General features: G+C 62.5%; 22 protein-coding genes. 12 read left to right on the forward strand and 10 right to left on the reverse strand.

Going from position 1 to position 26,238, the window contains the following annotated elements:
- Positions 1-145 precede the first annotated feature (145 nt).
- The gene (gene hrpB, locus C1N62_RS14105) at positions 146-2,608 is read right to left on the reverse strand and encodes an ATP-dependent helicase HrpB (RefSeq protein WP_137764225.1); all 2,463 of its coding nucleotides are present in this window, start codon (positions 2,606-2,608) and stop codon (positions 146-148) included.
- 88 nt (positions 2,609-2,696) lie between these two features.
- On the opposite strand from hrpB, the gene thpR reads away from it, so the two are divergent.
- The 9 genes from thpR (at position 2,697) to panD (ending at position 9,808) form a co-directional block, all read left to right on the forward strand.
- Positions 2,697-3,224, forward strand: a complete 528-nt coding sequence (gene thpR / locus C1N62_RS14110; RefSeq protein WP_137764226.1) for an RNA 2',3'-cyclic phosphodiesterase — start codon at positions 2,697-2,699, stop codon at positions 3,222-3,224.
- A gap of 17 nt (positions 3,225-3,241) precedes the next feature.
- Positions 3,242-3,958, forward strand: a complete 717-nt coding sequence (gene sfsA / locus C1N62_RS14115) for a DNA/RNA nuclease SfsA (RefSeq protein WP_137764227.1) — start codon at positions 3,242-3,244, stop codon at positions 3,956-3,958.
- 161 nt (positions 3,959-4,119) lie between these two features.
- Positions 4,120-4,575 carry an RNA polymerase-binding protein DksA gene (gene dksA / locus C1N62_RS14125; RefSeq protein WP_137764228.1) on the forward strand — a complete coding sequence of 152 codons (456 nt, stop codon included), beginning with the start codon at positions 4,120-4,122 and terminating at the stop codon, positions 4,573-4,575.
- 63 nt (positions 4,576-4,638) lie between these two features.
- On the forward strand, positions 4,639-5,508 hold the full coding sequence (gene gluQRS / locus C1N62_RS14130) for a tRNA glutamyl-Q(34) synthetase GluQRS (protein WP_137765020.1): 870 nt from the start codon (positions 4,639-4,641) through the stop codon (positions 5,506-5,508).
- A 105-nt stretch (positions 5,509-5,613) separates the two neighbouring features.
- Positions 5,614-7,026 (forward strand): polynucleotide adenylyltransferase PcnB, encoded by a 1,413-nt coding sequence (pcnB, locus tag C1N62_RS14135; protein WP_137764229.1) that lies wholly within the window; start codon positions 5,614-5,616, stop codon positions 7,024-7,026.
- Positions 7,023-7,502 carry a 2-amino-4-hydroxy-6-hydroxymethyldihydropteridine diphosphokinase gene (folK, locus tag C1N62_RS14140; protein WP_137764230.1) on the forward strand — a complete coding sequence of 160 codons (480 nt, stop codon included), beginning with the start codon at positions 7,023-7,025 and terminating at the stop codon, positions 7,500-7,502. The genes pcnB and folK overlap by 4 nt, the downstream gene beginning before the upstream one ends.
- 155 nt (positions 7,503-7,657) lie before the next feature.
- On the forward strand, positions 7,658-8,452 hold the full coding sequence (gene panB, locus C1N62_RS14145) for a 3-methyl-2-oxobutanoate hydroxymethyltransferase (RefSeq protein WP_137764231.1): 795 nt from the start codon (positions 7,658-7,660) through the stop codon (positions 8,450-8,452).
- 13 nt (positions 8,453-8,465) lie between these two features.
- On the forward strand, positions 8,466-9,320 hold the full coding sequence (gene panC / locus C1N62_RS14150) for a pantoate--beta-alanine ligase (protein ID WP_137764232.1): 855 nt from the start codon (positions 8,466-8,468) through the stop codon (positions 9,318-9,320).
- Positions 9,321-9,427: 107 nt separating this feature from the next.
- Positions 9,428-9,808, forward strand: a complete 381-nt coding sequence (panD, locus tag C1N62_RS14155; protein WP_137764233.1) for an aspartate 1-decarboxylase — start codon at positions 9,428-9,430, stop codon at positions 9,806-9,808.
- Between the two features lie 53 nt (positions 9,809-9,861).
- On the opposite strand, the gene C1N62_RS14160 is transcribed toward panD, so the two are convergent.
- The gene (locus C1N62_RS14160) at positions 9,862-10,632 is read right to left on the reverse strand and encodes an ABC transporter permease (protein WP_137764234.1); all 771 of its coding nucleotides are present in this window, start codon (positions 10,630-10,632) and stop codon (positions 9,862-9,864) included.
- Complete coding sequence (locus tag C1N62_RS14165; protein WP_137764235.1) at positions 10,629-11,552, reverse strand: ABC transporter ATP-binding protein; 924 nt, start codon at positions 11,550-11,552, stop codon at positions 10,629-10,631. Before C1N62_RS14165 ends, C1N62_RS14160 begins: the two co-directional genes overlap by 4 nt.
- A 139-nt stretch (positions 11,553-11,691) precedes the next feature.
- Between C1N62_RS14165 and can the strand changes: the two genes are divergently transcribed.
- The gene (gene can / locus C1N62_RS14170) at positions 11,692-12,345 is read left to right on the forward strand and encodes a carbonate dehydratase (protein ID WP_137764236.1); all 654 of its coding nucleotides are present in this window, start codon (positions 11,692-11,694) and stop codon (positions 12,343-12,345) included.
- Positions 12,346-12,463: 118 nt separating this feature from the next.
- Here can and hpt read toward each other — a convergent pair whose 3' ends face one another.
- Positions 12,464-13,000, reverse strand: coding sequence for a hypoxanthine phosphoribosyltransferase (gene hpt, locus C1N62_RS14175; protein WP_137764237.1), 537 nt, complete (start codon positions 12,998-13,000; stop codon positions 12,464-12,466).
- A gap of 76 nt (positions 13,001-13,076) precedes the next feature.
- Positions 13,077-14,594, reverse strand: coding sequence for a multicopper oxidase CueO (gene cueO / locus C1N62_RS14180; protein WP_137764238.1), 1,518 nt, complete (start codon positions 14,592-14,594; stop codon positions 13,077-13,079).
- 193 nt (positions 14,595-14,787) lie between these two features.
- Here cueO and C1N62_RS14185 point away from each other — a divergent pair, with 193 nt between their 5' ends.
- The gene (locus C1N62_RS14185) at positions 14,788-15,135 is read left to right on the forward strand and encodes a YacC family pilotin-like protein (RefSeq protein WP_137764239.1); all 348 of its coding nucleotides are present in this window, start codon (positions 14,788-14,790) and stop codon (positions 15,133-15,135) included.
- Positions 15,136-15,500: 365 nt separating this feature from the next.
- Positions 15,501-16,364, forward strand: coding sequence for a hypothetical protein (locus C1N62_RS14190; RefSeq protein ID WP_137764240.1), 864 nt, complete (start codon positions 15,501-15,503; stop codon positions 16,362-16,364).
- Between the two features lie 46 nt (positions 16,365-16,410).
- On the opposite strand, the gene yacL is transcribed toward C1N62_RS14190, so the two are convergent.
- The 5 genes from yacL to aceE all read right to left on the reverse strand — a co-directional run bounded on the left by yacL (position 16,411) and on the right by aceE (position 26,167).
- Complete coding sequence (gene yacL / locus C1N62_RS14195) at positions 16,411-16,773, reverse strand: protein YacL (protein WP_137764241.1); 363 nt, start codon at positions 16,771-16,773, stop codon at positions 16,411-16,413.
- A gap of 130 nt (positions 16,774-16,903) precedes the next feature.
- Positions 16,904-19,501: a bifunctional aconitate hydratase 2/2-methylisocitrate dehydratase gene (gene acnB, locus C1N62_RS14200; protein WP_137764242.1), complete on the reverse strand. Its 2,598-nt coding sequence runs from the start codon at positions 19,499-19,501 to the stop codon at positions 16,904-16,906.
- A gap of 394 nt (positions 19,502-19,895) precedes the next feature.
- Positions 19,896-21,320, reverse strand: a complete 1,425-nt coding sequence (gene lpdA, locus C1N62_RS14205; RefSeq protein ID WP_137765021.1) for a dihydrolipoyl dehydrogenase — start codon at positions 21,318-21,320, stop codon at positions 19,896-19,898.
- Between the two features lie 246 nt (positions 21,321-21,566).
- Positions 21,567-23,489, reverse strand: coding sequence for a pyruvate dehydrogenase complex dihydrolipoyllysine-residue acetyltransferase (gene aceF / locus C1N62_RS14210; protein ID WP_137764243.1), 1,923 nt, complete (start codon positions 23,487-23,489; stop codon positions 21,567-21,569).
- Positions 23,490-23,503: 14 nt separating this feature from the next.
- The gene (gene aceE / locus C1N62_RS14215) at positions 23,504-26,167 is read right to left on the reverse strand and encodes a pyruvate dehydrogenase (acetyl-transferring), homodimeric type (RefSeq protein WP_137764244.1); all 2,664 of its coding nucleotides are present in this window, start codon (positions 26,165-26,167) and stop codon (positions 23,504-23,506) included.
- Positions 26,168-26,238 lie beyond the last annotated feature (71 nt).

Consider the following 26,238-nt stretch of genomic DNA (forward strand, 5'->3'; position numbering starts at 1 on the left):
TACCCTTCCTAAAGAAAAGTCGCGGCGTCCTGCAGTGGCTTTTCAGATTGCTGTGCTATCAACGGAGGCCGGAAAAGGCGCTACTTTGTTACCCGCTGCCCGGCCCGGCCAGCGGAAACATCTGAAAACCGCCCAGCCACCGGGGCTAGGGGGCGTGTTTCTTGGTGCGGCGCGTGGGCAGCGCCTGCGCCGGATCGTCCGGCCACGGATGCTTGGGGTAACGCCCGCGCATCTCCTTTTGCACCTCGCGGTAGGCACCGCGCCAGAACGCCGCCAGATCGGCGGTGATCTGCAAGGGGCGGTGCGCGGGCGACAACAGCTCCAGCACCACCGCTACCCGCCCCTCGGCGACGCGCGGGCTGGCCTCCTCGCCGAACATCTCCTGCAACCGCACCGCCAGCACCGGCGGCTTGTCGGCGTCATAGCGAAGCGGCAGCCGGCTACCGGTCGGCACAGTGTAGTGGCTTGGCAACGCACTATCCAGCCGTTGCCGCTGTGGCCAGCTGAGCAGCCGACCGAGCGCCTCCAGCAGATTCACCTGCCGCAGGGCGCGCATGTCGCGCACCTTGCCGAGCGACGGCAGTAGCCAACTCTCAAAGCTCGCCAGCAGATCCTCCTCTTCTACCGCTGGCCAGTCGCCCTCCGGCAGCCAGCGGCGGGCGCAGCGCATCCGTAGCAGCAGCTGTTCGGCCGCCGGTTCCCAGTTGAGCGCCGCCAGCCCCTGCTGGCGTACCCACTCCAGCAGCGCTTGTTGCAGCTCCTCATCGGAGGGCTTTGCCAGCAGGCGGGCGCGCAGCACCAGCCGCCCCACCATGTCGCGCTGCCACGCGCGCAGGGTGCCGCGCGCCTCGTGCCACTCCACGGCGGCATGGCGCGTCACCAGATCCGGCAGGCGCGCGGCCAGCGCCTCCATCTCCACCGGCAGTGCCAGCAGGATGCGGGCGTCCGGGCTGGCGTTGCCCTGTAACAGCGACGGCGCAATCAGCCAGCCGTGGCGGGTCAGCGCCTCATCCTGCGGCAGCGAGGCACCCAGCCCGTTCGCCAACAGATAGCGCCCCTCCGCGCCGCGCCGCTGGGCGAGGCGATCCGGGAAGGCGCGCGCCAGCAGCCAGGCGGCGTGGTCAGGGTCGGGCTGGCCGAAGGGCTGGCCGCAACGCTTCGCCAGTTGGGTGGCGCGCCGCTGCCAGTGCGGCTGGCGGCGGCTGAGCCAGTCACTGAGATCCGGCGTGCCGCCGCGCGGCGGCTCCTCCAGCATGGCGGCGAGCAGCGCGGCGGTGGCCAGCGCCGCGCCCCCTTCGGCCGCACCGGCCACCAGCATCGCCGCCAGCCGTGGGTCAACGCCCAGCCGCGCCATGCGCTGCCCAGCCGGGGTGAGCCGCCCGCCAGCATCCAGCGCGCCCAGTTGCCGCAGCAGCGCCTGTGCCGCGGCCAGCGCGGGCGCAGGCGGCGCGTCCAGCCAAGTGAGGTCGGCCGCGTCACGGCAGCCCCACTGCAACAGCTCCAGCCACAGATTGCTCAGGTCGCTCTGCACGATCTCCGGCTCGCCCTGCTCCGCCGCACGCTCCGCCTGCTCACGGCTGAAGAGGTGCACACAGAGGCCCGGCGACAGGCGGCCCGCACGGCCAGCGCGCTGGGTCATGGAGGCCTGACTGATGCGCTGGGTCACCAGCCGCGTGACGCCGCTGCGCGGGTCAAAGCGGGTGGCGCGCTCCAGCCCGCTGTCCACCACCAGCCGGATGCCCTCGATGGTCAGGCTGGTCTCGGCGATGTTGGTCGCCAGCACCACCTTGCGCCGACCGGCCGCCGCTGGCTGGATCGCCTGCTGCTGTTGCGCCAGCGGCAGCGCGCCATACAGCGGGCAGAGATCGGTATCGGCGGCGACGTTGCCCGCCAGCCGCTCCTGCACGCGCAGGATCTCGGCCACGCCGGGCAGGAACAGCAGCAGCGAGCCTGACTCCTCGCGCAGCAGCCGCAGCACGGCGGCGGCCACCCCCTCCTCCAGCCGCTCATGGCTGGCGAGCGGCTGGTAGCGGCGCTCAACCGGGAAACTGCGCCCCTGCGAGACAATCACCGGCGCGTCCGGCAGCGCCTGCGCCAGCCGGGCGTTGTCCAGCGTCGCGGACATCACCAGCAGTTTCAGGTCATCGCGCAGCCCCTGCTGCACCTCCAGCAGCAGCGCCAGCGCCAGATCGGCCTGTAAGCTGCGCTCATGGAACTCATCGAGGATCACCAGCGACACGCCGCTCAGCTCCGGGTCGCGCTGCACCATGCGGGTCAGGATACCCTCGGTCACCACCTCCAGCCGGGTGGCGGCGCTGGTGTTGCTCTCGGCGCGCATCCGGTAGCCGATGGTCTGCCCCGGCGCTTCGCCCAGTTGCTGCGCCAGCCGGTGTGCGACGTTCTTCGCCGCCAGACGGCGTGGCTCCAGCATGATGATACGGCCCGGCAGCCCGGCGCGCGCCAGAATGGCCAGCGGCAGCCAGGTTGACTTGCCCGCGCCGGTCGGCGCGTTCAGCAGCACCTGTGGCGACGATGCCAGCGCCGCCAGCACCTCCTCCACCACCTCGCTGACCGGCAGCGCAGATGCCCCGGTGGTCACCGCGTCCATACCCCTTCCCCTTACATCGGTTAACTTTCTAAGCCGGGCATTGTAGCATTCAGCCCCAGACCCTTTGGTAAATTCATACAGGATGCCCATGCCCGACGCCCGACGTCTCTTCTTCGCCCTGCCGCTGCCAGCCAGCCTGCAACAACAGGTGATCGGCTGGCGCGCCACCGCGTTCGCGCCGGAGGCGGGCCGACCGATTGCCGCCGCCAACCTGCACCTGACGTTGGCCTTCCTTGGCGAGGTGAGCGACCAGAAGGCCGCGGCGCTGGCCCAGCTGGCGGGCCGGGTGCGCCAGAGCGGCTTCCAGTTGACGCTCGATGACCTCGGCCACTGGCCGCGCCCCGGCGTGGTGTGGCTTGGCCCGCGCCGCGCGCCGCGCCCGCTGCTGCAACTGGCGACGCTGCTACGCGCGCAGGCGGCGCGCAACGGCTGCCACCAGAGCGCCCAGCCGTTCCACCCGCACATTACGCTGTTGCGCGGTGCCACCCGCCCGGTGGCGTTGCCGCCCGCCACGCCCAACTGGACGCTGGAGGCCACCGAGTTCTGCCTGTATGAATCCCGCTTTGAACGCGGCCAGACCCGCTACCGCGCCCTGCAGGCGTGGCCGCTCGGCTAAGGCCAATCAGGAGAGTTATGCTTTTTACCCCACCGCTGCAACGGGCCACGTTGATTACACGTTACAAACGGTTTCTGGCGGATGTCGTCACCCCTGAGGGGGAGCAACTGACGCTGCACTGCCCCAACACCGGCGCCATGACCGGCTGCGCCACGCCGGGCGATACCGTCTGGTACTCCACCTCCAGCAACCCCAAGCGCAAGTACGCCCACACCTGGGAGTTGTCTGAAACTCAAGAAAACCATTGGATTTGCATCAATACTCAGCGTGCTAATGGTGTAGTGCGCGAGGCGTTGGCGGCGGGAAGAGTGCCGGAATTGTCTGGTTACACCCGGCTACAGGGCGAAATAAAGTATGGCAGTGAAAACAGCCGTATCGATCTGTTATTACAGGCAGAAAACCGTCCTGACTGCTATATTGAAGTGAAGTCGGTGACGCTGCTCCACCAGGGCGGCGGCTACTTCCCGGATGCGGTAACACTGCGTGGGCAGAAGCATCTGCGGGAGTTGCAGCAGGTAGCGTCAACCGGGCGGCGTGCGGTGCTGTTTTTCGCCGTGCTGCACTCCGGCATCACTATGGTCTCTCCCGCCCGCCATATTGATCCACACTACGCTAATCTATTGGCAGAAGTACAAAATCAGGGGGTTGAGGTGATTTGCTACGGAGCACAGCTTTCACCCGCCGGCATTGACCTGATGAACCCCATCCCGTTGATAGGGATACCAAAAACATAAGGCTGCCTCATCCTGCGGCGAGCGCAATAAAGCCGCGTATCACAGGATTGTCAAGCGGATGTGAGGAATAATTGCCATCTATCCTTCCATCTGTTATTTATAGCGGCCTGATTTTTCCCCACGTTGGGGATCGATAGTGCGTGTTATGTAGGAGAAGCAACATGCAAGAAGGGCAAACCCGTAAAACATCCTCCTTGAGCATTCTCGCCATCGCTGGGGTGGAGCCGTACCAAGAGAAGGTGGGCGAAGAGTACATGAATGAGGCGCAACTTGCCCACTTCAAACGTATTCTTGAGGCATGGCGCAACCAGCTCAGGGATGAAGTCGACCGTACTGTATCGCACATGCAGGACGAAGCCGCTAATTTCCCTGATCCCGTTGACCGTGCTGCCCAGGAAGAGGAGTTCAGTCTGGAGCTGCGCAACCGCGATCGTGAGCGCAAGCTGATCAAGAAGATTGAAAAGACCCTGAAAAAAGTGGAAGACGAAGATTTCGGCTTCTGCGAATCCTGCGGGGTTGAGATTGGCATCCGTCGTCTGGAAGCCCGTCCGACCGCAGACCTGTGCATTGACTGCAAGACGCTGGCCGAAATCCGCGAAAAGCAGATGGCAGGCTAAGCTCTGATGTCTGATCACGACTGTCGCGGCGCCCCTGGCGCCGCGCTTTCGTCACCCCACACCATGCCTGAACGCCTCTCCCCCGCTCCCTATATTGGCCGCTTTGCGCCATCGCCCTCCGGCGAGCTGCACTTTGGTTCCCTGATCGCCGCGCTTGGTAGTTACCTGCGCGCCCGTGCCCAACAGGGTCGCTGGCTGGTGCGCATCGAGGATATCGATCCGCCGCGCGAGATGCCCGGTGCCGCGGCGCGCATCCTGCGCCAGCTGGAGCACTACGGCCTGCACTGGGACGGCGAGGTGCTCTACCAGTCACAGCGCCATGACGCCTACCGCGAGGCACTAAGCCAGCTGATTGCCGCTGGCCGCGCCTACTACTGCACCTGCACCCGCAGCCGCATCCAGTCGATCGGTGGCGTCTATGACGGCCACTGCCGCCCGCTGCATTTGGGCGCGCACAATGCCGCCCTGCGGCTGGTGCAGTCGCAGCCGGTCTATGGCTTTGAGGATGGCCTGCGCGGCTGGCTGGCGGCCGACCCACGGCTGGCGGAGGAGGATTTCATCATCCACCGGCGCGATGGCCTGTTCGCCTATAACCTGGCGGTGGTGGTGGACGACCATTATCAGGGGGTGACGGAGATTGTGCGCGGCGCGGATCTGATCGAACCGACGGTGCGGCAGATTGCGCTCTACCACCAGTTCGGCTGGCAGGCGCCCGGCTATATCCACCTGCCGCTGGCGCTGAATGAGCATGGCGACAAGCTCTCTAAGCAGAACCATGCGCCAGCGCTGCCGGAGGGCGACCCGCGCCCGGTGCTGGCGGAGGCGCTGCGCTTCCTTAACCAGCCGCTGCCAGCGGATTGGCGCGACCTGAGTCTGGCGCAACTGCTGGCGCACGCGGTGGCGCACTGGCAACTGGAGGCGGTGCCGCGATGAGGGGATTTGGCACATCTTTACAACATTATTCTCAAACCCCCCGGCATGAGCTATGATTAGCCGCTGTTTTTTGCTCTCATTTTTTAGTCACTATCGAGGTGTCCCATTTTTACCCGAGTAGCCAATTTTTGCCGAAAGGTGCTGGCCCGCGAAAACGACGTCCCTGACACGGTCGCACCCGTGCAAGCGCCTCTTTTCACTGTCATTCCGCGCGATCAACACGCGATCTCCCGCCGGGACATTAGTGAAAATGCCCTGAAGGTGCTCTATCGCCTGAACAAAGCCGGCTTTGAGGCTTACCTGGTCGGCGGTGGCGTGCGTGACTTGTTGCTCGGCAAAAAACCCAAAGATTTTGACATCACCACCAATGCCACGCCGGATGAGGTGCGCAAGCTGTTCCGCAACTGCCGGCTGGTTGGCCGCCGTTTCCGTCTGGCCCACGTGATGTTTGGCCCGGAGATCATCGAGGTCGCCACCTTCCGTGGCCACCACGAGCAGGAGCAGCCGCAGCAGGACAAAAATGCCTCCCAGCAGGGGCGCAACGGCATGTTGCTGCGCGACAACATCTTCGGCTCGATCGAGGAGGACGCGCAGCGCCGCGACTTCACCATCAACAGCCTCTACTACGGCGTGGCCGATTTCAGCCTGCGTGACTACACCGGCGGCCTGCGCGATCTCCAGGAGGGCGTCATCCGCCTGATTGGCGACCCGGAGACCCGCTACCGCGAAGACCCGGTGCGGATGCTGCGCGCGGTGCGTTTCGCCGCCAAGCTGGACATGCGCATCAGCGCGGAGACCGCCGAGCCGATCCCACGTCTGGCGGCGCTGCTGCATGAGATCCCGCCAGCGCGGCTGTTTGAGGAGTCGCTGAAGCTGTTGCAGGCCGGGTATGGTTACCCGACCTACCGCCTGCTGTGCGAATACCAGCTGTTCCAGCCGCTGTTCCCGCTCATCTCCCGCCAGTTCACCGAGAGCGGCGACAGCCCGATGGAGCGCATTCTGGCGCAGGTGCTGAAGAACACCGACCACCGCCTGCACAATGACATGCGTGTCAACCCGGCATTCCTGTTCGCGGCCATGCTCTGGTATCCGCTGATTGAACATGCGCAGAAGCTGGCGCAAGAGAGCGGGCTGGCCTACTTCGACGCCTTCGCGCTGGCGATGAATGATGTGCTGGACGAGCAGTGCCGCTCGCTGGCGATCCCGAAACGCATCACCACGCTGGTGCGCGACATCTGGCTGTTGCAGTTGCGCCTGTCACGCCGTCAGGGCAAGCGCGCCCACAAGCTGATGGAGCACCCGAAATTCCGCGCCGCCTACGATCTGCTGGCGCTGCGCGCCGAGGCAGAGAACAACCGTGAGCTGGTGCAGCTGGCCCAGTGGTGGGGCGAGTTCCAGACCGCCACCCCGATGCGCCAGAAAGGGATGCTCTCCAACCTCGGCGAAGAGGGCAGCCCGCGCCGCAGCCGCCCACGCCGTCCGCGCAAACGCGCGCCGCGCCGGGACAACGCCGAGTGATCCGCGTCTATCTGGCGCTCGGCAGCAACCTGGCCGAGCCGCTCGATCAGGTCAATGCGGCCCTCACGGCGCTGGACGCCCTGCCGCAGACGCGGCTGGTGCGCCGCTCCTCGTTCTACCGCAGCAAGCCGCTTGGCCCGCAAGACCAGCCGGACTACCTGAACGCGGTGGTGGAGCTGGCGACGGCCCTGCCGCCGGAGGCGCTGCTTGATGCCACACAGGCGATTGAGCAGCAGCAGGGCCGGGTACGCAAGGCTGAACGTTGGGGGCCGCGCACGCTGGATCTCGACATGCTGCTCTACGGTGAGCAGGTGATCAGCACGCCGCGCCTGACGGTGCCGCACTATGACATGATGAACCGCGAGTTCATGCTCTATCCGCTGTTTGAGATCGCCCCCGATCTGGTGTTCCCCAGCGGCGTAGCGCTGGACGCGCACCTGCGTGGCATCGACCGCAACGGCCTGACGCTCTGGTAACAGGCGCCCGGCCGGGCGTCTGTTCCGTCAACTTTCCCTCCCCTTTTTTGTTAACCATGCGATGCGAAACGCACGGTTGGCTATCCAGCGCCTCGCCTTATCATTAAAATGACTTCTTTGGTGAATACCGATAAATAGTCGTATACGAGGTCATTATGAAACCCACCACGGTCAGCCACTTACGCGAGTGGAAACAGCAGCAGCGCAAGTTCGCGACCATCACCGCCTATGACGCCAGCTTCGCCCAGTTGTTCGAGGAGCAGGGCATCAGCGTGATGCTGATTGGCGATTCGCTTGGGATGGTGGTTCAGGGTCAGGACTCCACCCTGCCGGTCACGGTGGAGGAGATCGCCTACCACACCCGCTGCGTGCGGCGCGGCGCGCCCCACAGTCTGGTGATGGCTGACCTGCCCTTCATGAGCTACGGCACGCCGGAACAGGCGTGCGACAACGCTGCGACGCTGATGCGCGCCGGGGCCAACATGGTGAAGCTGGAGGGCGGCAGTTGGCTGTGCGAGACGGTGAAAAAGCTGACCCAGCGCGCGGTGCCGGTGTGTGGCCACCTTGGCCTGACGCCGCAGTCGGTCAATATTTTCGGCGGCTACAAGGTGCAGGGGCGTGACGAAGCGGCGGCCAACCAGCTGTTGCAGGACGCCCTCAATCTGGAGCAGGCTGGCATACAGGTGCTGGTGCTGGAGTGCGTACCGGCCTCGCTGGCTGAAAAAGTGACGCGCGCGTTGCAGATCCCGGTGATTGGCATCGGCGCGGGCAACGCCACCGACGGCCAGATTCTGGTGATGCATGATGCCTTTGGCATTACCGGCGGCCATGTGCCAAAGTTCGCCAAGAACTTTTTGGCCGAGGCGGGCGACCTGCGCAGCGCGGTGCGCCTCTACGTCGATCAGGTGGCCTCCGGCGCGTACCCGGCGGAAGAGCACAGCTTTAAATAAAAAGGAGAGGAACGTGGTAATCATTGAAACCATACCGTTGCTGCGCCGTGAGATCCGCCGCTGGCGACAAGAGGGCAAGCGCATCGCGCTGGTGCCGACCATGGGCAACCTGCACGACGGCCACATGACGCTGGTGGACGAGGCGCGGGCGCGCGCCGACGTGGTGGTGGTCAGCATCTTCGTCAACCCGATGCAGTTCGATAAGGCCGACGATCTGGCGCGCTACCCGCGCACCCTGCAAGAGGATTGCGAGAAGCTGACGCGGCGCGGCGTCGATCTGGTCTTCTCCCCCGCCCCGGCGGACATCTACCCGCATGGCATGGCGACCCACACCTATGTGGAGGTGCCGGTGCTCTCCGAGATGCTGGAGGGCGCCAGCCGCCCCGGCCACTTCCGCGGCGTCGCCACCGTGGTCAGCAAGCTGTTCAATCTGGTGCAGCCAGACATCGCCTGCTTCGGCGAGAAGGATTACCAACAGTTGGCGCTGATCCGCAAGATGGTGGATGACATGGGCACCGACGTCGAGATTGTCGGCGTGCCGACGGTGCGCGCCAAGGATGGGCTGGCCCTCAGCTCGCGCAATGGCTACCTGACGCCCGAGGAGCGCAAGCTGGCCCCGGCCCTCAGCCGCATCATGAACCAGCTGGCGGAGACGCTGTTGCAGGGCGAGCGCCACGTGGAGGATCTGCTGGAGGGCGCGGCCGCCGAGCTGCGCGAGGCGGGCCTGACGCCGGATGAGCTGTTCATCCGTGATGCCGACAGCCTGCAACCGCTGACGGTTGGCAGCACCCGCGCAGTGATTTTGATGGCCGCCTGGCTCGGCAAGGCGCGTTTGATTGATAACTGTCAGGTTGACCTGACGGTGTGATGCTTAACGGGCGGCAGGCACGCCGCCCCCGGACGCAGGACGCACCCCGCCCTACCCGGCCGCCGACGGCGGCCGGCACCATGACTCTACTGCCAAGGTAACACGCTATGGTACGCACAATGCTGCAAGGCAAACTCCACCGGGTGAAGGTCACGCAGGCCGATCTGCACTATGAAGGCTCCTGCGCCATCGATCAGGATTTCCTCGAGGCCGCTGGCATCCTGGAGTATGAAGCCATCGACATCTACAACGTCGATAACGGCCAGCGTTTCTCCACCTACGCCATCGTCGCCGAGCGCGGCTCGCGCATCATTTCGGTCAATGGCGCGGCCGCCCGCCTCGCCTGCGTCGGCGACAAGCTGATCATCTGCTCCTACGTACAGATGGAGGAGGCGGACGCGCGCCGCCACCAGCCGAAGGTTGCCTACTTCGAGGGTGACAACCAGCTCCAGCGCCGCGCCAGCGCCATTCCGGTGCAGGTGGCCTGAGTGCCATAAAAAAAGGGAACCCGCGGGTTCCCTTTTTTGTCAGCGAAAAGCGATCAGGTACGCAGGCCGCGCCCGCGCTGGATCAAGACCCACGCCAGCAGGTAGAAGACCACGATAAAGGCCACCAGCACTGCCATGGTGAGGGCCAGCGGCACGTCACTGATGCCAAGGAAGCCGTAGCGGAAGCCGCTGATCATGTAGACGATCGGGTTCAGCTTCGACACCGCCTGCCAGAAGGGCGGCAGCAGCGTCAGCGAGTAGAACACCCCGCCCAGATAGGTGAGCGGCGTCAGCACAAAGGTCGGGATCAGGCTGATGTCGTCGAAGGTCTTGGCAAACACCGCGTTCAGCAGGCCGCCGAGCGAGAACAGGATCGAGGTCAGCAGCAGCGTCAGCGCGATCACCCACCATGAGTGCACCTGCAGCGGCACGAAGAACAGCGACACCGCCGTCACCAGCACGCCGACGCAGATGCCGCGCGCCACGCCGCCGCCGACATAGCCAGCGATCACCACGTGGGTCGGCACCGGTGCCACCAGCAGCTCCTCAATGTTGCGCTGGAACTTGGCGCTGAAGAACGAGGAGGCGACGTTGGCGTAGGAGTTGGTGATCACTGCCATCATGATCAGGCCCGGCACGATGAACTGCATGTAGTCAAAGCCGTGCATCTCGCCGATGCGCGAACCAATCAGGTTGCCGAAGATGATGAAGTAGAGCGTCATGGTGATCACCGGCGGCACCAGCGTCTGGATCCAGATGCGGCCAAACCGGTTGATCTCTTTGTACCAGATACTCTGTAGCGCTACCCAATAGAGATGTGTCATGCGTTATCCTCCACACCATTCACCAGCCCGACAAACAGCTCCTCCAGCCGGTTGGCTTTGTTCCTCATACTGAGCACCTGGATGCCCTGCTTGCTCAACTGGCTGAATACGCCGTTCAGCCCCTGCTCACGCATCACCTCCACCTCAAGCGTTGAGGTGTCCACCAGCGTGCTCTTGTACCCCTCCAGCTTCGGCAGCGGGCTTTTCGCCGCCAGATCGAGCACAAAGGTTTCAGACTTCAGCTTGGCGAGCAGCGCCTTCATGCTGGTGTTCTCCACCAGCTCACCGCGCTGGATGATGCCGATGTTGCGGCACAGCATCTCCGCCTCTTCCAGATAGTGGGTGGTGAGGATGATGGTGGTGCCGCTGGCGTTCAGCTCTTGCAGGAAAGTCCACATCGAGCGGCGCAGCTCAATGTCGACGCCCGCGGTCGGCTCATCGAGGATCAGCAGCTTTGGCTCGTGCATCAGCGCGCGCGCAATCATCAGGCGGCGCTTCATGCCACCGGAGAGCATCCGCGCCCGCTCGTTGCGCTTGCCCCACAGGTCAAGCTGGGTCAGGTACTTCTCCGCCCGCTCCAGCGCCTCGCGGCGCTTCACGCCGTAGTAGCCAGCCTGATTGACCACAATCTGCATCACGGTCTCAAACGGGTTGAAGTTAAACTCCTGCGGCACCAGCCCGAGCTGGCGCTTGGCGTTGACGATGTCGCGGTCAATATCATAGCCAAATACCCGCACCTTGCCGGCGCTCTTGTTGACCAGCGAACTGATGATGCCGATGGTGGTGGATTTCCCGGCGCCGTTCGGGCCAAGCAGGGCATAAAAATCGCCGGCTTCCACCTGCAGGTCGATGCCGCGCAGCGCCTGTACCCCACCTGCGTAGGTTTTGGTTAGCTGCGCTAATTCCAGTGCATATGTCATAAACGTAGGATCGCCTTGTTTTGCTGTTTTCTCTGACCCAAGGGCAGGATCAGATTTCAAATTCGTGATGTATGCCCTATATTAAACTGACAACCTGTGCTTCACAGATTGTTCACATTTCATACGAGAAAGATCCCCCATGAAAGAGATTGAAAGGCTCATAGCCAACAACCGCGCATGGTCTGAGACCATCACCAAAGACGACCCAGCCTTCTTCGAGCGCCTGGCCGAAGCCCAAAAACCGCGTTTCCTGTGGATTGGTTGCTCCGACAGCCGGGTGCCCGCTGAGCGCCTGACCGGCATGGAGCCGGGTGAGTTGTTCGTTCACCGTAACGTGGCCAACCTGGTTATCCATACCGATCTGAACTGCCTCTCCGTGGTGCAGTATGCGATTGACGTCCTGCAAGTTGAGCACGTCATCGTCTGCGGCCACTACGGGTGCGGCGGCGTGGCCGCGGCGGTGGAGAACCCGGAGTTGGGTCTGATCAACAACTGGCTGCTGCACATCCGCGACCTGTGGTACAAGCATAGCTCGTTACTGAACGAACTCCCGCAGGAGGATCGTCTGAATACCCTGTGCGAGATCAACGTGGTTGAGCAGGTCTACAACCTCGGCCACTCCACCATCATGCAGGGCGCCTGGAAGCGCGGGCAGAAAGTGATGCTGCACGGCTGGGTCTACGGCTTGCAGAATGGCCAGCTCAATGATCTGGACATGACCACCGCCAACCGCGAAAGCCTGGAAGCCAACTACCACGGCGCGATCGCCAAGCTGCTGCCTGGCAACGCCTGAGGGTGACCCGCTGGCCTGAAGCATAGCCAATACCGCAGAGTAAAAATTAGCTTTCCAAGCGCTTTTATTCTGCGGTTTTCTTTATTGGGGACAAGGAAGTAGCGACGGCGGGCGGGTGTTACTCCGCCAGCGGCACCACTTTGCCAATGTAGGGCAGATGGCGGTAACGCTGCGCGTAATCGATTCCGTATCCGACCACAAATTCATCGGGGATCGAGAAACCGATATACTCCACGGGCACCGGCACTTCGCGGCGGGAGGGTTTGTCGAGCAGCGTACAGATGGCCAGCGACTTTGGCTCGCGCAGCGCCAGGATCTCGCGCACCTTGCTGAGGGTGTTGCCGGAGTCGATGATGTCCTCGACGATCAGCACATCCTTGCCCCGGATATCCTCATCCAGATCCTTCAGAATCTTCACATCCCGGCTGCTGGACATGCTGTTGCCATAGCTGGAGGCGGTCATGAAGTCCACCTCATGCGACACCTCAATCTGGCGGCAAAGGTCAGCCATAAACATGAAGGAGCCGCGCAACAGGCCCACCAGCACCATCTCGCTGCCGCTGTCACGGTAGTTGGCGGTGATCTGCTGGCCCAGCTCGGCGATGCGCGCTTTGACCTCCTGCTCGGAGATCATGATCTCTACACTGTGTTTCATAAATATCTTGTCTGTTACCGGAAGGTGGAATCCGATTCTAGCATAGCCCCCGCGCCGGATCGACGCGGGGGGCGGCTCAGGCGCTGACGCTAAAGCCCAGCATCATGCCGGTGTCCTCGTGCTCCAGCAGGTGGCAGTGGGCCATGTAGGGCGTCGCCGCAGGGGCCAGATGGGCGAAGCGCACCAGCACCTCGCTGCGCCCGCCCTCCACCCAGACGGTATCCTTCCAGCCCTGACGATGCGCCGCCACCGGCTGGCCATTCTCACTGAGGATGCGGAACTGCGTACCGTGGATATGGAACGGGTGCAGCATCATGTCGCCCTCGCCCGAGATCGTCCACTTCTCCAGCTCGCCGCGCCGGACGTCAAACTGGGTTTTCGCCATGTCGAATGCCTTGCCGTTGATGCGGTTGGCTCCCATCAGCGGAACGCCCAGCGCGCCATGATCCATCGCCATGCCCGCGTGGCCGTGGTGGCTGGCCGTCGCGCCGGTGCGCGCCGCCAGCGCCTGCATCCCCAGCTGGTCGAGTTTCGGATCCATCATCAGTTGCAGCCAGCGGGATTTCAGTCCGGCGCTGGCGGGCAGCGGCGGCAGGGTCGCCAGACTGTCTGGCAGCTGGCCCTGCCCCGGCGTGCGGGTGGGCTGGATGCGCACCACTGGCAGCGGCTGGTCGAACGGCGGCAGCGCCATTCCCATCTGCGTGACCGGCAGCGTCAGCAGGTCAAAGGGTTTGCCGTCAGCGGTCGAGACCAGCACCTCAAAGCGCTCGCCCATCAGCAGCGGCAGTTCCGTGACCTTCACCGGCTCGCTGAGCAGGCCGCCGTCGCTGGCGATCACATAGAGCGGGCGGTTATCGCTGGCCGCCAGCCGCAACGGGCGGGCGTTGCAGCCATTCAGCAAACGCAGCCGCAACCAGCCGCGCGGTGCGGCGTGCTGCGGGTAGTGCGCGCCGTTGGTGAACAGGTGATCACCGAACCAGCCCACCGCCGCGCTCTCCACGTCGAGCCGGTAGTCAACCTGCCCGTCCGCCGTAAAGCGCTTGTCCTGCAACACCAGCGGGATGTCATCCACGCCCCACTGCGTGGGCAGCGGCAACGCCGCATTCGGATCTTCAATCAGCACCAGCCCGGCCAGCCCCATTGCCACCTGCTGGCCGGTCGCGCCGTGGGTGTGGGGGTGGATCCAGCAGGTCGCCGCTGGCTGGTCGGGGGTAAAGCTAACCTGCCGCGTCGCGCCCGGCGCAATCATCGCCTGCGGGCCGCCATCCACCTCGCCCGGCACCTCCAGCCCGTGCCAGTGCAGGGTGGTGGTCTCCGGCAGCGCGTTGTGGATCTGCGCCGTGACCGCCTGCCCGCGCCGCAAGCGGATCGCTGGCCCCAGCATCGGGCCATTGATGCCCCAGGTGGCGGTGCGCACGCCCGGTAGCAACGCGCGGGTGCCGGGCTGGAGCCGCAGCGCCAGATTGCCCTGCGCGTCAGGTGCCAGCAACGGCGGAATGGGCAGTGGCGTCTGGCCAGCGGCCCAGACAGCGCGCGACCAGAGCGGCAGGGTGCCGGTGGCGGCGGCCAGTTTCAGGAAGTGGCGGCGGTGCATGGCTCTCCTTACTTTCTTAATTTCGGCGGCGGGGTGCGCCGGACACTATACTTAGGGTCTTTCCCATCAGGCGGAAGCCAGACTACACCCTGCCCTAACGGCAAGGTCAAGCCGTCGCGGCACAGAATAAATTTGGTGCCGCGCTTACTAAGTGTGATAACGTCAACCCACCATGAATAAGTCAAAAATGGCAATGAAACGAACGACATTGATAATGCTGCTGCTGGGTTTGCTGGGGTTCTCCTCCGCCAGCCAGGCACTGAGCGAAGCCGAAGCCGAAGACCTTGCCGATTTGACGGCGGTGTTTGTCTACCTGAAAAACAATTGCGGCTACCATGACCTGCCGAATACCCAGATCAAGCGGGCGATCCTCTATTTTGCCCAGCAGAATAGTTGGGATTTGAGCAACTACAACAGCTTCAACATGCGCCAGCTTGGGGAAGAGAGCTACCGCGACCTGAGCGGCATCGCCATCCCGACGCCCAATAAGTGCAAATCGCTGGCCCGCGACTCCCTTAGCCTGCTTGCCTACGCGCAGTAGCGCCGCTGCCCGCTCTGCGGGCGCATTTCCCTCTCCCCCATCCGCCCAATTATTCCGCACCCGGCCTTTTTTTGCTGGCGATATTTTCCGCCGGTACATTGCCGCGTGCTTCGCTTATTTTGCCCATTTTTTCGCACAATTGATCAGAAAATGATCCATCCATTAACAAAAATTAAAAATATAAGCGCATTGCCCTAAGTCAAATATTACCCCCATTTAACCCGTTGATTTGACTTAATTCTTTCTTATTGATCTTTTCTGGCCAATTTTGGAAATGGCCGCTGTATCTTATGCTGTTCCGCCGTTAGCATTCCCGCGCCGTTTTTATAATCAATTTCCCTGTTTATTCACACAAGATATCAATAATGAAAACCTTCTTTTGCACCGCCGGGTTATCTCTGGTCGCCGGCAGTGCGTTTATGTCCAGCACAGCCCAAGCCGGGGAAAATCCATTCAGCACGCCTACCCGCCCCTATGTCAGCGTCGGGGCAGAATATTTCAAATGGGATGAGCGGGTCGCGAACCTCAATCGCAGCTATGTGCAGGAGCACGGGCCGCGCCTGCGCGTCAATGCCGGTGCCAATAACTACGCCGATGCCCATCGCGGGCTGTTGAAGGGGTGGGACAGTGGCCTGATGTTGGGCGCGGTCAGCTACCGCGGCGGCGCGATCGACCCGGACTATAACCTGCCGCCCGGCTCGCTGAAGGGCACCACCTGGTACACCGGCTACCATGCCGACCTCACCCGTGGCTACCGGGTGCGCGCCTCCGAACGCCTCTCGTTTGACTTGAAAGGGACGCTGGGCGCCAAGGCGTGGCTGCGCAACATCCGCTCCGACGAGGTTTACATCGCCGCCGAAAACCGCACCCGCCAGTTTGGCGCGGTGGAGGTGTCGATCCAGCCCTATGCGAAAGCGGGTGCCGGGGTGAACTGGCAGCCAACGCCGACCACCATGATCAGCCTGGAGGGTGGCGCGCTCTACCCGATCAAGACCTGGACGCACAGCAACGTCGGTGACGTCTGGCTGGAGCCGACCTCGCGGCTGTCACCCTACGCGGCGCTGACCTGGAACCCGACGCGCGATATGTTCGTGAAAGCCTACTACGTGCACCAGAAGTATGGCCGCTCGGACAACCAGCGCGGCACGCTCGGCAGCAAGGAGATGAACTTCTACCAGCCTGCCACCACCACCTCCTCCGCGGGCTTGGAGATCGGGTTCTACTACTGATTGATGCCAACGACAGGGAAGCCGCCGCCGGCCGCTGGCCGGCGGATTAGCGCCCCTTGAGGAAGGCGCGGTACTGCGCCACCACCTTCAGGAAGTCCTCGACGCCGCACAGCGACAGGCTCTCCTCGTTGTAGTAGCTCATCCCCTCCTCCATCTCGTCGCCCTCAAACTCCAGCAAATTGGCGCGAATCATCACCTCCTCGCCGTCGAGCCAGAGCGTGTACTCACGCCCCTCGCGCTGCCACTGGCGCTCGGTGCCATACACCGCCGCCGCCTGCGCCTCCACCTCATCCAGCAACGACAGGTCGCCGCGTACCTCTTCATTGAACCAATGGCCAATCACCTCATGGCCCATTGAGAAACGCACCTGTACCTGGCCGGTAATATCGCGCATAAATTCGTAATCCATAGTGACCTCCCGGTTGATACCCTAAGTGTAACCCGCGCCGCCCGCTGGCAGGCGTGGGTGGGCACGCTTTTTCAGACATAAAAAAAGGGAGCCTTCCGGCTCCCTCTGTTGCGTGGCGCAATATAGCCAATTACACCGCGGTTTGGAAGATCACGTTGTCCGCTTTTTCTGTGTACTCCGCCAGCTGGTCAAAGTTCAGGTAGCGGTAGGTGTCCACTGCCGTCTTATCGACCTGCTCGATGTACTGCTGGTACTCCTGCGGGGTCGGCAGGCGGCCCAACAGGGAGGCAACCGCCGCCAGCTCCGCCGAGGCGAGGTAGACATTGGCACCGTTGCCAAGGCGGTTCGGGAAGTTACGGGTGGAGGTGGAGACCACCGTCGCGCCGTCGGCGACCCGCGCCTGGTTGCCCATGCAGAGCGAGCAGCCTGGGATCTCGATGCGCGCGCCGCTCTTGCCGAACACGCTGTAGTAGCCCTCTTCCGTCAGCTGGGCCGCATCCATCTTGGTCGGCGGTGCCACCCACAGGCGGGTCGGCAGTTGGCCCTTGTGCTGGTCAAGCAGCTTGCCCGCAGCGCGGAAGTGGCCAATGTTGGTCATGCAGGAGCCAATGAACACCTCGTCGATGTGGCTGTTGGCCACCGAGGAGAGCAGGCGCGCGTCGTCCGGATCGTTCGGCGCGCAGAGAATCGGCTCATTGATCTCCGCCAGATCGATCTCGATCACCGCGGCGTACTCGGCATCAGCGTCCGCTTCCAGCAACTGCGGATCGGCCAGCCACTTCTCCATGCCCTGCACGCGGCGCTCCAGCGTACGGCGGTCGCCGTAGCCTTCGGCAATCATCCACTTCAGCAGCACGATGTTGGAGTTGAGGTACTCAATGATCGGGGCCTGATCCAGCTTGATGGTGCAGCCTGCGGCAGAGCGCTCCGCCGAGGCGTCAGCCAGCTCAAAGGCCTGCTCCACTTTCAGCTCCGGCAGCCCTTCGATCTCCAGAATGCGGCCCGAGAAGATGTTCTTCTTGCCCTTCTTCTCTACGGTCAACAGACCCTGCTGGATGGCGTAGTAAGGGATGGCGTGCACCAGATCGCGCAGGGTGATGCCCGGCTGCATTTTGCCTTTGAAGCGCACCAGCACCGACTCCGGCATGTCCAGCGGCATGACGCCGGTCGCAGCGGCGAACGCCACCAGACCAGAGCCAGCCGGGAAGGAGATGCCGATCGGGAAGCGGGTGTGGGAGTCACCGCCGGTGCCGACGGTGTCCGGCAGCAGCATACGGTTCAGCCAGGAGTGGATGATGCCGTCGCCCGGACGCAGCGAGACGCCGCCACGGTTCATGATGAAGTCCGGCAGCGTGTGGTGGGTGGTGACGTCCACCGGCTTCGGATAGGCGGCGGTGTGGCAGAAGGACTGCATCACCAGATCCGCCGAGAAGCCGAGGCAAGCCAGATCTTTCAGCTCGTCACGGGTCATCGGGCCGGTGGTGTCCTGTGAGCCAACCGAGGTCATTTTCGGTTCGCAATACTCGCCCGGACGCACGCCGGTCACGCCGCAGGCGCGGCCCACCATCTTCTGCGCCAGAGAGAAGCCACGGTCGCTGGCCGCCACCGGCTTGGCGATGCGGAACACATCGCTGTGCGGCAGGCCCAGTGACTCGCGCGCCTTGGAGGTCAGGCCACGGCCGATGATCAGCGGGATACGGCCGCCAGCGCGCACTTCGTCCAGCAGCACGTCGGTTTTCAGCTCGAAGGTCGCGATCACTTCATTGGTGTCATGGTTGCGCACCTCGCCCAGATAGGGGTAGATGTCAATCACGTCGCCCATGTTCAGGTTGGAGACGTCCAGTTCAATCGGCAGTGCGCCCGCATCTTCCATGGTGTTGAAGAAGATCGGGGCGATCTTGCCGCCCAGCACCACGCCGCCGCCGCGCTTGTTCGGCACGTTCGGGATGTCGTCGCCCATGAACCACAGCACCGAGTTGGTGGCGGATTTACGCGAGGAGCCGGTGCCGACCACGTCGCCGACGTAGGCCAGCGGGAAGCCTTTCTGGTTCAGTGCCTCAATCTGGCGGATCGGGCCAACGTTGCCCGGCTGGTCTGGCTCAATGCCTTCACGGGCATTTTTCAGCATCGCCAGCGCATGCAGCGGGATGTCAGGGCGCGACCACGCGTCCTGTGCCGGTGACAGGTCATCGGTATTGGTTTCGCCGGTCACTTTGAAGACGGTGACGGTCAGTTTTTCAGCCAGCTGCGGGCGGGAGAGATACCACTCGGCATCGGCCCAGGATTTCATCACCTGTTGGGCATAGCGGTTGCCCGCATTGGCTTTCTCTTCCACATCATAGAAGTTGTCGAACATCAGCAGCGTATGGGAGAGCGCTTTGGCGGCAATCGGTGCCAGCTGTTCGTGGTCCAGCGCCTCAATCAGTGGCTGGATGTTGTAACCGCCCTGCATGGTGCCCAGCAGTTCGACCGCTTTTTCCGGGGTAATCAGGGGGGAGTGGGCATCGCCCTTGGCAATCGCGGCCAGGAAGCCGGCTTTTACGTAGGCGGCTTCATCAACGCCCGGCGGTACACGGTTAATCAGCAGGTCTAACAGGAACTCTTCTTCGCCCGCAGGCGGATTCTTCAGTAACTCAACCAGCGCGGCCATTTGGGTTGCGTCCAATGGCTTCGGGGCAATCCCCTCTGCAGCACGCTCGGCTACGTGCTTACGGTATTCTTCTAGCACGACTCTCTCCTCGCTCTCATTGTCATTTATTGTGCCTGGCTATCCATGTTCATACCGGTGTAAAACCTGCCGCCCTGCGCACAGGGTTTTCGCCTGATGAGATTCTCCGCCTTTATCAACGCTTAACTTATGAAACGCCACAGCACTGCTGTCGATCGCCTGGACTGTAGGAAAGTACAGTGCCCGGTTCCGCTCAGGAAGCATACCAGAACTTGAAGCAGTTGTTAATTCGTTCACATAAAAGCAACATAAAAACCTCGACCAAACGTTGACCTGCGTCAAATCGCCTGCTAGGGGCAGCGGCGGCAGGCATCGGGTTGCTGCCGCCTCCCGGTGGGGTCACCACGGGCATAAAAAAACGGCGCGAAGGGCGCCGTTTCTTGGGGTGCGAAGCTTACTTCTTCTTCGCTTTCGGGTTGGGCAGGTCGGTGATGCTACCCTCGAAGATCTCGGCCGCCAGGCCGACCGACTCATGCAGGGTCGGGTGGGCGTGGATGGTCAGCGCGATGTCTTCCGCGTCACAGCCCATCTCGATCGCCAGGCCGATCTCGCCCAGCAGCTCGCCGCCGTTGGTGCCGACCACGGCACCACCGATGACGCGGTGGGTCTCTTTGTCGAAGATCAGCTTGGTCATGCCGTCCGCGCAGTCAGACGCGATGGCACGGCCCGACGCGGCCCACGGGAAGGTCGCGGTTTCGTAGCTGATGCCCTGCTCTTTCGCTTCTTTCTCGGTCAGGCCAACCCATGCCACTTCTGGCTCGGTGTAGGCGATGGACGGGATCACTTTCGGGTCGAAGTAGTGCTTCTTGCCGGAGATCACTTCCGCCGCGACGTGGCCTTCATGCACGCCTTTGTGCGCCAGCATCGGCTGGCCGACGATGTCGCCGATGGCGAAGATGTGCGGCACGTTGGTGCGCATCTGCTTGTCCACGCGGATGAAGCCACGGTCGTCCACTTCCACGCCAGCTTTGCCCGCGTCCAGCTGCTTGCCGTTCGGCACGCGGCCAATCGCCACCAGCACCGCGTCATAGCGCTGCGGCTCGGCTGGCGCTTTTTTGCCTTCCATGGTGACGTAGATGCCATCTTCTTTGGCTTCAACGGCGGTGACCTTGGTCTCCAGCATCAGGTTGAACTGCTTGCTGATGCGCTTGGTGAACACTTTCACCACGTCTTTGTCCGCCGCCGGGATCACCTGGTCGAACATCTCTACCACATCGATCTGGGAACCCAGCGCGTGGTAAACGGTGCCCATCTCCAGGCCGATGATGCCGCCGCCCATCACCAGCAGGCGCTCAGGCACCTCTTTCAGCTCCAGCGCAGAGGTGGAGTCCCACACGCGCGGGTCTTCATGCGGAATGAAAGGCAGTTGGATCGGACGGGAACCCGCCGCGATGATCGCGTTGTCGAAGGTGATGGTGGTCGCACCATTTTCGCCTTCCACTTGCAGGGTGTTGGCACCGGTGAATTTGCCCAGGCCGTTCACCACTTTAACCTTGCGCTGCTTGGCCATGCCGGAGAGGCCGCCGGTCAGCTGGTTAATGACTTTCTCTTTCCAGGTGCGGATCTTGGTGATGTCGGTTTTCGGCTCACCGAAGACCACGCCGTGCTCGGCCAGGGCCTTGGCCTCTTCAATCACTTTGGCAACGTGCAGCAGCGCTTTGGAAGGGATACAGCCAACGTTCAGGCACACCCCGCCCAGCGTGGAATAGCGTTCAACCAGAACCGTTTCAAGACCTAAATCAGCGCAACGAAAGGCCGCGGAATATCCTGCCGGGCCTGCCCCAAGTACCACCACCTGGGTTTTGATTTCTGTACTCATCATGACCTCTTAATTGATTGTCCGGCGGGTCAGACGTCACTTTTGTCGCTCATAGAATTCATAACGCCCTTCATCCACCGGGACGCTTACACCGCGAGCAGTTTACAGAATTGTTAACAACCTGCAAAGCAAGTTCGAGTGTTCAGTGTCTTAACCATGCCGGCTGGCACCCCCGTCCGGGAGGGCGGCCCACCAGCATTACGGTGCAAAAACAGACAGGCCAGCCCAATGGGCCGGCCTGTGTGGTTACATCACTAACCGACGGATGTCGGAGAGCAGGGTGCCGATAAAGGCTGCGAAGCGTGCGCCCGCCGCACCGTCGATCACGCGGTGGTCGAAGGAGAGCGACAGCGGCAGCATCAGGCGCGGCGCGAACTCCTTGCCATTCCAGACCGGCTTCATGGACGACTTGGAGACGCCCAGGATTGCCACTTCCGGCGCGTTGACGATCGGCGTGAACGCCGTGCCGCCGATGCCACCGAGGCTGGAGATGGTGAAGCAGCCGCCCTGCATGTCAGACGCGGTCAGCTTGCCATCACGCGCTTTCTTGGAGATGACCGCCAGCTCACGCGACAGCTCGATGATGCCCTTGTTGTTCACGTCGCGGAACACTGGAACCACCAGACCGTTCGGCGTATCCACCGCCACGCCGATGTTGATGTACTTCTTCAGCGTCAGCTTCTGGGCATCCTCGGAGAGGGAGCTGTTGAAGCGCGGGAACTCTTCCAGCGCCTTGGCAGCCGCCTTCATGATGAAGACCAGCGGGGTGATTTTCACATCCAGCTTCTTCTTCTCGGCTTCCAGATTCTGCTGCTTGCGGAAGTTCTCCAGCTCGGTGATGTCGGCTTCGTCGAACTGCGTGACGTGCGGGATCACCACCCAGTTGCGGCTCAGGTTGGCACCAGAGATCTTCTGGATGCGGCCTAGCTCCACCTCTTCCACCTCACCGAACTTGCTGAAGTCCACTTTCGGCCACGGCAACATACCCGGCAGGCCGCCACCGGTTGCCGCCGCGGCGGCAGGTGCGGACTCGGCGCGTTTCACCGCCTCTTTCACATAGGTCTGGACGTCTTCACGCAGGATACGGCCCTTGCGGCCCGTGCCCTTCACCTTGCCGAGGTTGACGCCAAACTCGCGCGCCAGACGACGGATAACCGGGGTGGCGTGCACGTAGGCGTCGTTCTCGGCGAACTCGCCCTTGCCTTCTGGCTTGCTCTCGGCTTTCGCTGGCGTGGACTGGGCGACCTTGGCATCCTGCTCGGCTTTCGCCGGGGCTTGGGTCTCCTGCTTCGCGGCGGCCGGGGCCGGCGCAGCGCCTTCCACTTCGAATACCATGATCAGCGAGCCGGTTTTCACCTTGTCGCCGCTGGCGATCTTGATCTCTTTGACCGTACCGGCGAACGGTGCCGGTACTTCCATGGAGGCCTTGTCGCCCTCAACGGTGATCAGGGACTGCTCGGCATCCACTTTGTCGCCGACCTTGACCATCACTTCGGTCACTTCGACTTCATCGCCGCCGATGTCCGGCACGTTCACCTCTTTGCTGGCGGAGCCGCCCTGAGCCGGAGCCGGTGCGGTTTCGCCCTGCGGCTTCGGTGCCTCTTGCGGCTGCTCGGCGGCGCCTGCCACCTCAAAGATCATGATCAGGGAGCCGGTTTTCACCTTGTCGCCGCTGGCAATCTTGATCTCTTTGACCTTGCCAGCGAACGGCGCAGGCACTTCCATCGAGGCCTTGTCGCCCTCTACGGTGATCAGGGACTGCTCGGCCTCAACCTGATCGCCGACCTTCACCAGCAGCTCGGTCACTTCCACCTCATCGGAACCGATGTCAGGCACGGTGACCTCTTTGCTCGCGCCGCCAGCCGCCGGGGCTGGCTGTGCGGCCGCAGCCGGTTTCTCTGCGGCCGGGGCCGCAGCTTTCTCTTCTTTGGCCGCACCGGCCTCTTCGAAGATCATGATCAGTTTGCCGGTTTCGACCTTGTCGCCCACCGAGACCTTGATCTCTTTCACCACACCCGCCTGCGGGGAGGGTACTTCCATTGAGGCTTTGTCACCCTCAACGGAGATCAGCGACTGCTCTACGTCAACCTTATCGCCAACCTTCACCATCACTTCGGTGACTTCAACTTCATCTGCACCGATGTCCGGTACGTTGATTTCGATAGCCATGTAATCTTTACCTCTTATGCCAGACGCGGGTTGACTTTGTCAGCATCGATGCCGAACTTGGTAATCGCTTCTGCCACTACCTTGGTGTCGATGTCGCCACGTTTTGCCAGCTCACCCAGGGCAGCCACCACCACGTAGGAGGCGTCCACTTCGAAGTGGTGACGCAGGTTTTCGCGGCTGTCGGAGCGGCCAAAGCCGTCGGTGCCCAGTACGCGGAACTCGGTCGCCGGGATGAAGTTGCGCACCTGCTCGGCGAACAGCTTCATGTAGTCGGTGGAGGCCACGGCCGGTGCGTCGCTCATCACCTGGGCGATGTACGGTACGCGCGGCTCTTCCGCCGGGTGCAGCATGTTCCAGCGCTCGCAGTCCTGGCCATCACGCGCCAGTTCGGTGAAGGAGGTGACGCTGTAGACGTCAGAACCCACGCCGTAATCCTTCGCCAGGATCTCTGCCGCTTCACGCACGTGGCGCAGGATGGCACCGGAGCCAAGCAGCTGCACCTTGCCTTTGCTACCTTCCAGCGTCTCGAGCTTGTAGATACCCTTACGGATACCCTCTTCCGCACCCTCCGGCATCGCCGGCATGTGGTAGTTCTCGTTCAGCGTGGTGATGTAGTAGTAGATGTTCTCTTGCGACTCACCGTACATGCGCTCCAGGCCGTCATGCATGATCACTGCGACTTCGTAGGCGTAGGCCGGGTCGTAGGAGATGCAGTTCGGGATGGTCAGCGCCTGAATGTGGCTGTGGCCATCTTCGTGTTGCAGGCCTTCACCGTTCAGGGTGGTACGGCCAGAGGTGCCGCCGATCAGGAAGCCGCGCGCCTGTTGGTCGCCCGCCATCCAGCAGAGATCGCCGATGCGCTGGAAGCCAAACATGGAGTAGTAAATATAGAACGGGATCATCGGCAGGTCGTTGGTGCTGTACGACGTTGCCGCGGCCAGCCAGGAGGAGCCGGCGCCCAGTTCGTTGATCCCTTCCTGCAGGATCTGGCCCTTCTCATCTTCACGGTAGTAGGCCACCTGCTCGCGGTCTTGCGGGGTGTACTGCTGGCCGTTCGGGCTGTAGATACCGATCTGGCGGAACAGGCCTTCCATACCAAAGGTACGCGCTTCGTCCGCGATGATCGGCACCAGACGATCCTTGATGGAGTCGTTCTTCAGCATCACGTTCAGTGCACGCACGAACGCGATGGTGGTGGAGATCTCTTTCTTCTGCTCTTCCAGCAGCGGGGAGAAGTCCTGCAGCGTCGGCAGTTGCAGCGACTGGGTGAAGGCCTTCAGACGGGTCGGCACATACCCTTTCAGGGCCTGACGGCGCTCATGCAGGTATTTGTACTCGTCGGAACCCTCTTCGAACTTGATCAGCGGCAGGGATTCCAGGTTCTCGTCAGTCACTTCCACGTTGAAGCGGTCACGGAAGTAGCGAACGCCTTCCATGTTCATCTTCTTCACCTGGTGGGCGATGTTCATGCCCTCGGCGGTGACGCCCATGCCGTAACCCTTGATGGTGTGCGCCAGAATCACGACCGGCTTGCCCTTGGTCTCCTGCGCTTTTTTCAGCGCGGCGAAGACTTTCTTCGGATCGTGGCCGCCACGGTTCAGCGCCCAGATCTCGTCGTCGCTCATGTCTTTCACCAGCGCCGCGGTCTCCGGGTATTTGCCGAAGAAGTGCTCACGCACATAGGCACCGTTTTTGGACTTGAAGGTCTGGTAGTCGCCGTCCACGGTTTCGTTCATCAGCTGGATCAGCTTGCCGCTGGTGTCTTTGCGCAGCAGCTCGTCCCAACGGGAGCCCCAGATCACCTTGATCACTTCCCAGCCCGCGCCACCAAAGATGCCTTCCAGCTCGTTGATGATCTTGCCGTTGCCGGTCACCGGGCCATCAAGGCGTTGCAGGTTACAGTTGATGACGAACACCAGGTTGTCCAGCTTCTCACGGGTGGCGATGGTGATCGCACCCTTGGATTCCGGCTCATCCATCTCGCCGTCGCCCAGGAAGGCGTAAACGGTCTGCTCAGAGGTGTCTTTCAGGCCGCGGTGCTCCAGGTACTTCAGGAACTTCGCCTGATAGATGGCGCTGATCGGGCCAAGGCCCATCGACACGGTCGGGAACTGCCAGAACTCCGGCATCAGTTTCGGGTGCGGGTAGGAGGAGAGGCCCTTGCCATCCACTTCCTGGCGGAAGTTGTTCATCTGCTCTTCAGTCAGACGCCCTTCCAGGTAGGCACGCGCATAGACGCCCGGCGAGATGTGGCCCTGGAAGTAAACCAGGTCGCCGCCATCTTTGTCATTGCGGGCGCGGAAGAAGTGGTTGAAGCAGACTTCATAGAAGGTCGCGGAGGACTGGAATGACGCCATGTGGCCGCCCAGCTCCAGATCTTTTTTGGAGGCGCGCAGCACGGTCATCACCGCGTTCCAGCGGATGGCGGAACGGATACGGCGCTCCAGCTCCAGGTTACCCGGGTACTCCGGCTGGTCTTCCACGCTGATGGTGTTGACATAGTGGCGGGCAGACGCGCCGGCCGCGATGTTGACGCCGCCTTTGCGCGCTTCACCTAACACCTGATCAATCAGGAACTGTGCACGCTCAACACCCTCTTCACGGATGACCGATTCGATCGCCTGCACCCAGTCACGGGTTTCGATCGGATCCACGTCATTGTTTAAACGATCTGACATGGTGGGATTCCTTATCTTCTCTATACGTTTGTGTAGTGGAGCCTGTCTCCCTGTACTCTGACGGCGAACGT

Origin of the sequence: Nissabacter sp. SGAir0207, assembly GCF_005491205.1 — a bacterium.
Classification (GTDB): Bacteria; Pseudomonadota; Gammaproteobacteria; order Enterobacterales; family Enterobacteriaceae; genus Chimaeribacter.